Source organism: Pseudomonas arsenicoxydans (assembly GCF_006438915.1).
Classification (GTDB): domain Bacteria; phylum Pseudomonadota; class Gammaproteobacteria; order Pseudomonadales; family Pseudomonadaceae; genus Aquipseudomonas; species Aquipseudomonas arsenicoxydans_A.
In genome coordinates this window covers 338,530-349,612 of record NZ_RCZE01000006.1, presented here as the reverse complement: position 1 = coordinate 349,612, position 11,083 = coordinate 338,530, and the positions used below count along the sequence as shown (strand labels likewise).

Annotated in this window: 5 protein-coding genes; 3 read left to right on the top strand and 2 right to left on the bottom strand. The window is 59.6% G+C overall.

The window, feature by feature from the left end:
* Window position 1: 1 nt before the first annotated feature.
* Together waaF and glnE are read right to left on the bottom strand one after the other, a co-directional pair.
* Window positions 2–1,036 carry a lipopolysaccharide heptosyltransferase II gene (gene waaF / locus EAH78_RS15250; protein ID WP_140668251.1) on the bottom strand — a complete coding sequence of 345 codons (1,035 nt, stop codon included), beginning with the start codon at window positions 1,034–1,036 and terminating at the stop codon, window positions 2–4.
* Window positions 1,037–1,343: 307 nt separating this feature from the next.
* The gene (gene glnE / locus EAH78_RS15240) at window positions 1,344–4,283 is read right to left on the bottom strand and encodes a bifunctional [glutamate--ammonia ligase]-adenylyl-L-tyrosine phosphorylase/[glutamate--ammonia-ligase] adenylyltransferase (RefSeq protein WP_140668249.1); all 2,940 of its coding nucleotides are present in this window, start codon (window positions 4,281–4,283) and stop codon (window positions 1,344–1,346) included.
* Window positions 4,284–4,666: 383 nt separating this feature from the next.
* Between glnE and aceE the strand changes: the two genes are divergently transcribed.
* From aceE to EAH78_RS15220, 3 genes are all read left to right on the top strand, one after another.
* Window positions 4,667–7,312, top strand: coding sequence for a pyruvate dehydrogenase (acetyl-transferring), homodimeric type (gene aceE, locus EAH78_RS15230; protein ID WP_140668247.1), 2,646 nt, complete (start codon window positions 4,667–4,669; stop codon window positions 7,310–7,312).
* Between the two features lie 11 nt (window positions 7,313–7,323).
* Complete coding sequence (gene aceF, locus EAH78_RS15225) at window positions 7,324–9,306, top strand: dihydrolipoyllysine-residue acetyltransferase (protein WP_140668246.1); 1,983 nt, start codon at window positions 7,324–7,326, stop codon at window positions 9,304–9,306.
* Window positions 9,307–9,578: 272 nt separating this feature from the next.
* On the top strand, window positions 9,579–10,973 hold the full coding sequence (locus EAH78_RS15220) for an alkaline phosphatase D family protein (RefSeq protein ID WP_140668245.1): 1,395 nt from the start codon (window positions 9,579–9,581) through the stop codon (window positions 10,971–10,973).
* The last annotated feature ends 110 nt before the right edge of the window (window positions 10,974–11,083 follow it).

The window sequence follows — 11,083 nt, the reverse complement described above, 5'->3', positions numbered from 1 at the left end:
ACTATTTGACCTCGACCACAGTGCCCTGCAAACGCTGCAAGGCTTCGTTCACGGCTTGCGGCATCAGCTGGCGCAAGCAGTTGTAATGACCGAAACGGCACGTGCGATCGAAGCATGGGCTGCATTCGATACCCAGGCGCACCACTTCGACGTGCTCGGCCAACGGCGGAGTAAAGCCCGGCGATGTCGAGCCATAGACTGCCACCAGCGGGCGGTTCAACGCGGCGGCGACGTGCATCAGGCCGGAGTCATTTGACACTACGGCATCAGCGCAGGACATCAAATCGATGGCTTCGGCCAGCGAGGTGCCGCCGCTGAGGTTGACCGACTCTTCACGCAGGCCGGGAATCAGCCGCGCGCGGATGTCTTCCCCCACCGCGTGATCGTTTTTCGAACCGAACAGCCAGACTTGCCAACCTTCGCGAATCTTCGCTTCGGCGACCTTGGCGTAATGCTCGGACGGCCAGCGCTTGGCCTCGCCGAACTCGGCGCCGGGGCACAGGACCAGCACCGGGCGGTCGAGGGTCAGATCGAACTTGGCCAGCGTCGCTTCGCGGGTGACCGGATCGATCTGCAAGCTAGGGCGTGGATAAGGGGTTGGCAGTTCGGCGCCGGGCTCATAGGCCAGGGCCATGAAGCGCTCGATCATCAGTGGATAACGTTCTTTATCCAGCGTGCGCACGTCATTGAGCAGGCCGTAGCGGAACTCGCCACGCCAGCCGGTGCGTTTCGGGATGCCGGCAAAGAACGGCACCAACGCCGACTTCAGCGAATTGGGCAGCAGAATCGCCTGGTCGTACTGACCGGCCAGGGATTTGCCGATGCGCCGACGAGTCGCCAGCTCCAAGGCACCGTGGCCGAGCGGAAAGCTCAAGGCCTGCCGGACTTCGGGCATGCGCTCCAGGATCGGCCGGCTCCACTCGGGGGCCAGGACGTCGATTTCGCATTGCGGGTGGCGTTGCTTGAGGCACTGAAACAGTGTCTGCGCCATCACCATGTCACCGACCCAACTGGGCCCAACGATCAGAATTTTCATGTGGTTTCCAAAAACGAACCGGGGAGGCCTACGCCTCCCCGCCTCGAGATTCACTGTGGGAACGGGGCTTCTTGCGATGGGTCATCACCTTCAACATTGCTGTCGACTGTCACTCCGCTATCGCGAGCAAGCTCGCTCCCACATTGGGATTTGGTGTACATCGATCTGCGAAACAAGGCAGATCTACTGTGGGAGCGGGCTTGCTCGCGAAGGGGCCGTCACATCCAACATCAATGTCGACTGACACTCCGCTTTCGCGAGCAAGCCCGCTCCCACATTTGAATCTTGTTGCCGCAACAAGCGCGTTTCAGCTTAACCCCAGCTCACGCCAGATCCGCACTACCTGTCGCCGTTCGTCCGCGAACTGATCGCCTGGTATCACCCCGGCGTCCTTCTGCAAGGCCTGCCGGTGAGCGGCGGAGCGGTAGGCTTTATAGGCCTCGCGCAGCAAGTTGGCGTCTTCGACGGGCATCAGCCCTTCGTGCTCCAGCTCTTCCAGAATGCGGATGTTGTCGGTCCAGCGCAGCAATGGCGGGTGTGTTTCGGACCACGCCAGGGCCGCGTATTGCACCATAAATTCAATATCGACGATACCTCCGGCGTCCTGCTTGAGATCGAACGGCGCCGTGGCCTCGAAGGCATTTGCCCCGGTGCCGGCCGCGGTGCTCTTGCTGCCAAGGTTGTCGCGCATCTTGGCACGCATCTCGCTGACCTCTTGACGCAAGGTCGACAGGTCCCGCGCCTTGCCCAGTATTGCTGCGCGCACCTTCTCGAACGCTTGACCAACGTCCTGACTGCCCACCAGCACCCGCGCCCGCACCAAGGCCTGATGCTCCCAGGTCCAGGCTTCGTTTTCCTGATAGCGGGCAAACGCCCCCAGCGAACTGACCAATAACCCCGATGCACCGGACGGTCGCAGGCGCATGTCCACTTCATACAGCTGACCGGAGTTGGTCTGCGCCGTCAGCAAGTGAATGATCCGCTGCCCCAACCGGGTGAAGAATTGCGCGCCATCAATCGGTTTCGGCCCGTCGGTTTCCGCTTGCGGATCGCCGTCGTGGATGAACACCAGGTCGAGGTCCGAACCATGCCCCAATTCCAGTCCGCCGACTTTCCCATAACCGACAATGATAAAGCCGGGATCGCACAACGTACCGTCGGTGCGCAGCGGCGTGCCGTACTTGGCCACGGTCTGGCGCCAGGCCAGGGCCAGCACTTGTTCGAGGATCGCCTCAGCAAGCCAGGTCAGGTAATCGCTGACTTTCATCAACGGCAGGCTGCCGGCGATTTCCGAGGCGGCGACGCGCAAGCGATGCGCCAGTTTGAAATGGCGCAGGGCTTCCATTTGCTGTTCGAGGTCGTCCTCGGGAATCCGCGTCAGACGCTCGCGTAATTCGGCGGCCAGCTCCGGTGCCAGCGGCGGCTTGAATAGCCGGCCTTCGTTGAGCAATTCGTCGAGCAGCAGCGGGAAACGGGTGATCTGTTCGGCGATCCACGGGCTCGCGGCGCACAAGGTCAGCAAGCGGCGCAGCGCACCGGGGTTTTCAGTCAGCAACACCAGATACGCGGAGCGACGGGCCACGGCTTCCACCAGCGGCAGCACGCGCTCCAGCACCAGATCCGGGTTGGCGTGCTCAACGGCCTGAGCCAGCAAGCGGGGAATAAAGGCATCAAGGCGCTCTCGCCCCAGACGTTGCATCGCCCGCAGTTGCGGGCTACTGCGCAAACCGGCCAAGGCTTTCAGGGCTTTGGAGGCATCCTTGAAACCGCCCTCTTCCAGCTGCCGGCAAGCCGCCTCTTCGTCCTGAGCTTCTTCCCACAGCGGCAGCCATTCGCCGCCGACCACCACTTCGCTTTCAGTGCCTGCCTCTTCATCGGGGTCGGCAATCACCTGAGCGAAGTGCCAGGCCACGCGGCCACGCCAATACATCAGCTGCTCGTGGAAAGCGTCCCAGTCGGCGAAGCCCAACATAAAGGCAATGCGTGCCTGATCCTGCGCGCCGTCCGGCAGCATCTGGGTCTGGCGGTCGGCGATGGCCTGGATCGCGTGTTCGGTGTACCGCAGGAATTCATAGCCTTCGCGCAACTCGCTGATCACCGCCGGCGGCAGGTAACCCTGACCTTCCAGCGTACTCAGTACTTTTAATAGAGGACGTTGTTGCAGGCTCAGGTCGCGGCCGCCGTGGATCAGCTGAAAAGCCTGGGCGATAAATTCGACTTCGCGGATGCCGCCGGAACCGAGCTTGATGTTGTCGGCCATGCCCTTGCGCCGCACTTCCTGCTGGATCAGCTGCTTCATGGTGCGCAGCGCTTCGATGGCCGAGAAGTCCAGGTAACGCCGGTAAACGAACGGGCGCAGCATGTCCTGCAATTGCGCGCCGGCCACTTGATCGCCGGCCACCACCCGCGACTTGATCATCGCGTAGCGTTCCCAGTCGCGGCCCTGATCCTGGTAATACTGTTCCAGCGCATTGAAGCTCAAGACCAACGCACCGGCGGAACCGTAAGGGCGCAAGCGCATGTCGACGCGGAACACGAAGCCGTCGACGGTCATCGGGTCCAGCGCCTTGATCAGGCGTTGGCCGAGACGGATGAAAAATTCCTGGTTATCCAGCGAGCGCTTCACCCCGACGGTTTCGCCGCCCTCGGGGTAGGCGAAGATCAGGTCGATGTCCGACGACAGATTGAGTTCCACGGCGCCGAGCTTGCCCATGCCGAGGATGACCATTTGCTGCGGCTCGCCACTGCGCCGGCCCGTCGGCACACCGAATTGCTGGCAATGACGCGAATACAACCAGCGATAGGCCTGATCGATGCTCGCATCGGCCATGTCCGAGAGGTCGCGGCAGGTCTGGACCAGATCGGCCTGACGAGTCAGGTCGCGCCAGATGATCCGCACTTGATGACGGGTGCGCTGGCGACGCAGGACACGGCCGAGTTCCTCTTCGGTTTGCGCTGCATTCACCGCCTCCGCAATCTGCGCGCACAGCTCGCCGGGCGCATAGCTGCGATCCAGTTCGCCGGACTGCACCAGCGCCAGCAACATCAAAGGGTCACGCACACTCTGTTCAATCACAAAATCGCTGGCCGCCGTGACACGGGCGAATTGCGCCCAGCGTTCAGGCGTCCAGGTCGACAGACCATGGTCGTCTTCAAGTGCCGCAACGGCGGCACGCAACGACTGCTCGGCACGGGTGACAAACGGCAGGAGAATGGCGGGCAGTTCGGCAAGCGTGGGCAGGCTCATGGTCTATCCTTGATCGGCGTAGAACAGGTTGCATGTAGTGAATTTTCATATTGCACTACCTGGAGGACTGTCGAACAAAAGTTAGAAATAGCTGAAAATTCTTTATTTTTGGCAGTGAACATCAAGCTTTCACCTTTTGTGGTTGGTAAAAGACCAACCTTAACGATTATTCTCACAACGCAGCCGGAGGCCACAAGCCATTCATCTGTAGTTTTACTACTCGTATATACATTCGAAAGGCTGAAATGCCCGAAGATTTGTAGTAAAACTACACGCCGCCGGAACGACCTCTCGGCAATCCAAGAATTTATATCGTCTGCCCACAAGGCCAGTCGCAAACTCAGGCAACCGATTCTGGAAGCCTTTCCGCCCTGGAGCAAGCCATGCAAGACCTCGATCCCGTCGAAACCCAGGAATGGCTGGACGCCCTGGAATCGGTTCTCGACAAAGAAGGCGAAGACCGCGCTCACTATCTGATGACCCGTATGGGCGAATTGGCGACCCGCAGCGGTTCGCAACTGCCTTACGCCATCACCACGCCATACCGCAACACCATTCCTGTTACCCACGAAGCACGCATGCCTGGCGACCTGTTCATGGAACGCCGCATTCGCTCGTTGGTACGCTGGAACGCGATGGCCATGGTGATGCGTACGAACCTGAAAGATTCTGACCTGGGCGGTCACATCTCCAGCTTCGCCTCCAGCGCCACCCTGTATGACATCGGCTTCAACTATTTCTTCCAGGCCCCGACCGACGAACACGGCGGCGACCTGATCTACTTCCAGGGCCACACCTCGCCAGGCGTTTACGCCCGTGCGTTCATGGAAGGCCGCATCACCGAAGACCAGATGAACAACTTCCGCCAGGAAGTCGACGGTCAGGGCTTGTCGTCCTACCCGCACCCTTGGCTGATGCCTGACTTCTGGCAGTTCCCGACCGTATCCATGGGTCTGGGCCCGATCCAGGCGATCTACCAGGCACGCTTCATGAAGTACCTGGAAGCGCGCGGTTTCATTCCTGAAGGCAAGCAGAAAGTCTGGTGCTTCCTGGGCGACGGCGAGTGTGACGAGCCGGAATCCCTGGGCGCGATCTCGCTGGCTGGCCGCGAGAAGCTCGACAACCTGATCTTTGTCATCAACTGCAACTTGCAGCGCCTCGACGGCCCGGTTCGCGGCAACGGCAAGATCATCCAGGAACTCGAAGGCGTGTTCCGCGGTGCTCAGTGGAATGTGACCAAAGTCATCTGGGGCCGTTTCTGGGACCCTTTGCTGGCCAAAGACGTCGACGGCATCCTGCAACGTCGCATGGACGAAGTCATCGACGGCGAATACCAGAACTACAAAGCCAAAGACGGCGCGTTCGTGCGTGAACACTTCTTCAACTCGCCAGAACTCAAGGCGATGGTTGCCGATCTGTCCGACGACGAGATCTGGAAACTCAACCGTGGCGGCCACGACCCGTACAAGGTCTACGCGGCGTACCACGAAGCGGTCAACCACAAAGAACAACCCACCGTTATCCTGGCCAAGACCATCAAGGGTTATGGCACCGGTGCCGGCGAAGCGAAGAACACCGCGCACAACACCAAGAAGGTTGATGTTGAAAGCCTGAAGCTGTTCCGCGATCGTTTCGACATCCCGGTCAAGGACGAAGAGCTGGAGAACCTGCCGTTCTTCAAGCCAGAGCCAAACAGCGCCGAAGCCCGCTACCTGAGCGAGCGCCGCACTGCACTGGGCGGTTTCGTGCCACAGCGCCGCGCGAAGAGCATCAGCGTGCCAACGCCGCCACTCGATACCCTCAAGGCAATCCTTGATGGCTCGGGCGACCGTGAGATTTCCACCACCATGGCGTTCGTGCGGATCCTCGCGCAACTGGTCAAGGACAAGGAAATCGGCTCGCGCATCGTTCCGATCATCCCGGACGAAGCCCGTACCTTCGGTATGGAAGGCATGTTCCGTCAGTTGGGCATCTACTCCTCCGTCGGCCAGCTCTACGAGCCAGTCGATAAAGACCAGGTGATGTTCTACAAGGAAGACAAGAAGGGCCAGATTCTCGAAGAAGGCATCAACGAAGCAGGCGCCATGAGCTCCTTCATCGCTGCCGGTACTTCGTACTCCAGCCACAACCAGCCAATGCTGCCGTTCTACATCTTCTACTCGATGTTCGGCTTCCAGCGTATCGGCGACCTCGCCTGGGCCGCTGGTGACAGCCGTACCCGTGGCTTCCTGATCGGCGGCACCGCCGGCCGGACCACGCTGAACGGCGAAGGCCTGCAACACGAAGATGGTCACAGCCACATCCTGGCCGGCACCATCCCGAACTGCCGCACCTTTGATCCAACCTACGGCTACGAGCTGGCGGTGATCATCCAGGACGGCATGAAGAAGATGACCGAAGAGCAGCAGGACGTTTTCTACTACATCACCGTGATGAACGAGTCCTACCAGCAGCCAGCCATGCCGGCCGGCGTCGAGGAAGGCATCATCAAGGGCATGTACCTGCTCGAAGAAGACACCCGCGAAGCGGCGCACCACGTTCAACTGATGGGCTCCGGCACCATCCTGCGTGAAGTCCGTGAAGCGGCGAAGATTCTGCGTGAAGAGTTCAACGTCGGCGCTGACGTATGGAGCGTTACCAGCTTCAACGAACTGCGTCGCGACGGCCTGGCCGTCGAGCGCACCAACCGTCTGCACCCGGGCCAGAAGCCTAAGCTGAGCTACGTCGAAGAGTGCCTGAACGGCCGCAAAGGTCCGGTCATCGCCTCTACCGACTACATGAAGTTGTTCGCTGAGCAAATTCGTCAGTGGGTCCCGTCCAAGGAATTCAAAGTCCTGGGCACCGACGGTTTCGGCCGCAGCGACAGCCGCAAGAAATTGCGTCATTTCTTCGAAGTCGACCGTCATTTCGTGGTGTTGGCAGCCCTGGAAGCCTTGGCTGACCGTGGTGACATCGAACCTAAGGTTGTGGCTGAAGCCATCACCAAGTTCGGTATCAACCCGGAAAAACTCAACCCACTGGACTGCTGAGGAGAGATTCTGTGAGCGAACTCATTCGCGTACCTGACATCGGCAGCGGTGAAGGTGAAGTAATTGAACTGTTTGTGAAGGTCGGCGACCGTGTCGAAGCCGACCAGAGCATCCTGACGCTGGAGTCGGACAAGGCGAGCATGGAAATTCCTGCGCCTAAGGCCGGCATCGTCAAAAGCCTGAAAGTGAAGCTGGGCGATCGCCTGAAAGAAGGCGACGAACTGCTCGAGCTGGAAGTCGAAGGTGCCGCAGTTGCGGCCCCGGCGGCTGCCGCTGCGGCTGCGCCGGCTGCAAAAGCTGAAGCGAAACCGGCTGCTGCTCCTGCTGCTCCTGCTGCTCCTGCTGCTGCCGCCGCGCCTGCTGCTGCGCCGCCTGCCGCTTCGATTCAGAAAGTGCACGTGCCGGACATCGGTTCGGCGGGCAAGGCCCAGATTATCGAGATCCAGGTCAAGGTCGGCGACACCGTCGAGGCTGATCAATCCTTGATCACCCTGGAATCCGACAAGGCGAGCATGGAAATCCCTTCGCCTGCCGCTGGCGTGATCAAGGCCATCAGCGTCAAGCTCAACGACGAAGTCGGCACCGGCGACCTGATTCTGGACCTGGAAGTGGCAGGTGCTGCTGCACCGGCTGCCGCGCCAGCCCAGGCCGATACTCCGGCACCCGCTGCCGCGCCTGCTCCTGCGGCAGCTCCGGCTGCTCCAGTGGCCGATAGCGTTCAGGACATCCACGTTCCGGACATCGGTTCGGCGGGCAAGGCCAAGATCATCGAAGTCCTGGTCAAGGCCGGCGACACCGTTGAAGCCGATCAGTCGCTGATCACCCTGGAATCCGACAAGGCAAGCATGGAAATTCCATCGCCTGCCGCTGGTGTGGTGGAAAGCATTTCCATCAAGCTGGATGACGAAGTCGGTACCGGCGACCTGATCCTCAAGCTGAAAGTCAAAGGCGCTGCGCCTGCTGCTGCCCCGGCGACCGCCGCTGCTGCACCGAGTGCTCCGGCGCCAGCCGCTGCTGCACCTGCCGCAGCCGCACCTGCTGCCGCCCCGGTTGCGGCTCCAGCCAAGCCTGGCGCCAAAGTTCACGCCGGCCCGGCCGTGCGTCAACTGGCTCGCGAGTTCGGCGTCGAGCTGAACGCCGTCGGCGCCAGTGGCCCGCACGGGCGCATCCTCAAGGAAGACGTGCAGGTTTACGTCAAGGCGATGATGCAGAAGGCCAAGGAAGCACCGGCCGCTGCTGCTGGCGCAACCGGCGGCGCGGGCATCCCGCCGATTCCGGTCGTGGATTTCAGCCGCTTCGGTGAAACCGAAGAAGTGCCGATGACTCGCCTGATGCAAATCGGCGCGTCGAGCCTGCATCGCAGCTGGCTGAACATTCCGCACGTGACTCAGTTCGATTCGGCTGATATCACCGAGTTGGAAGCGTTCCGTATCGCTCAGAAAGCCGTTGCAGAGAAGGCCGGCGTCAAGCTGACCATCCTGCCGCTGCTGCTCAAGTCCTGCGCGCATTTGCTCAAGGAACTGCCGGACTTCAACAGTTCGCTGGCGCCAAGCGGCAAAGCGATTATCCGCAAGAAGTACGTGAACATCGGCTTCGCGGTCGACACCCCTGAAGGCCTGTTGGTACCGGTCATCAAGAACGTCGACCAGAAGAGCCTGTTGCAACTGGCAGCCGAAGCCGCTGCGCTGGCCGCCAAAGCCCGCGACAAAAAGCTCACCGCTGACGACATGCAAGGCGCCTGCTTCACCATTTCCAGCCTCGGCCACATTGGCGGCACCGGCTTCACGCCGATCGTCAACGCGCCGGAAGTGGCGATCCTAGGTGTTTCCAAGGCAACCATCCAGCCAGTCTGGGACGGCAAAGCCTTCCAGCCGAAACTGATGCTGCCGCTGTCGCTATCCTACGATCACCGTGTGATCAACGGCGCCGCTGCTGCACGCTTCACCCAGCGTCTGAGCAGCCTGCTGGCGGACATCCGCACCATCCTGCTGTAACACCGGCCGGCCCTCCCTCACCGGAGGGCCGATCGCGTAGCACGTTTTCCGAGCGCCACGCTCGTACCTCAACCCCGCCAATTTGGCGGGGCTTTTTTTTGCCTTGAATAAAGCTTCTTCCTACGTTCGTGGCTGATTTTGCCCACGACGCACGTCAACTTCCTCCCGATATTTTTTGCCAGTCAACAACTAGGCTTAGTCCAACTGATATTCAATAAAACTGCATCAGTCACCTTCTGCTTAGTTAACACTTACTTCGAATGGATTCGAACATGCTCAAACCGACTGTCGGCCCGATTATTGGCCACACTACAACTAATCACGCGCGCATCTTTCTGCGCGGAGAACTTCAAGATAATGCTTTTGCATTTGCAGGCATTCGTTATCGACGCCAAGGCGAAGCCAATTGGTCCCGAGGCGAATTTGTAAAGTTGACGCACTTGCGCGACATGTCCGATGTTATTGCGCTCAATGAACTGACCAGCGACACCGAGTACGAGTATCAGGCCGGCTGGTTCAGCCCGATGAGCCCGGTGCATACCGTGGAAACGGTCCAGGAACTGCCATTGCAATGGCCACGGGAGATTTACCGGTTTCGCACGCGGTCCAGCAAGGCCCGACTGCCACGGGCCTATATCGTCGGCTCCTGCCGCTACTTGCGTATGACCGCTGGCATCGCAATCACACCGAAGGCCGGCGACCGCATTTTTGCTTCGATCACCGAGCTCGCGCAGCGGGCCGAACCGCCCATCAGTGCGATGCTGATGACTGGAGATCAAATTTACGTCGATGATTTGAACGTTATTGCTCCCGACCGGGAACTCAAAGACATACTCAGCAAATATCGATCAGCTTTTTCTCAGCCTGGTATTTCAACTTTAATGTCCAGCCTGTCGACTTACATGATCCTCGATGACCACGAAATTGAAGACAACTGGCCGGCAAACGAGAGCAAATCAGATTCCGACTTATATAAAAACGCCATGACCGCTTATGAGTTATATCAAGCCAGCCATAGTCCGGCGCATGAACGTTTAGAAAATGGTGAGATAAGCAGAAAACTTGAACAGTATTGGTATCAGTTCACCGACGGCGATATTGAATGGTTTGTCACCGACAGCCGTACTCGGCGCAACCTGTCGGCCGATGATCGCCGCATCCTCGATGAAGAACAGGAACAAACACTGCTCAAATGGCTGATCCACAGCCAGGCAAGGGTCAAATTCGTGGTCACCAGCGTGATGTTCTACCCCGACCGCAAACTCAACGGCGATGACGCCTGGAAAGCCTTTCCGGAACAACGCCTGCGGTTGCTGGAGACAATTCGCACGCACCGCATCAAGAACGTCATCTTCGTTTCGGGCGATGTCCACGGCTCCCTGACCAGTCGCCTGACCCACAGCGAAGACCCGGACTTCGAGGTGTACACCGTCGTTTCCTCGCCGCTGTGCAACAGCAAACTGCTGCCGTACGCCAAGGCATCCACGTTCATTCTCGATCAGCCGCTGGCGCAAACGGCTGCGGGGGACTATCGGCATGAACTGACCAGTAATGTGGTCAGCGAGGACAACTTTGCCCATCTGGTTGTTGATGGCGAGCAAATTCAGGTCCATTACCACGACCGGGACGGTAAACCACTGCAATCAATCAGCATTCCATTACGTTGAAGTCGCAATACTTGCTCCCGCTTGAGTGCGAAGCACTCACAAATAGGCAACAGTTGCCGGAAATTTGGGGCCGCTACGCAGCCCAGCGTGAGCAAGCTCACTCGCCACAG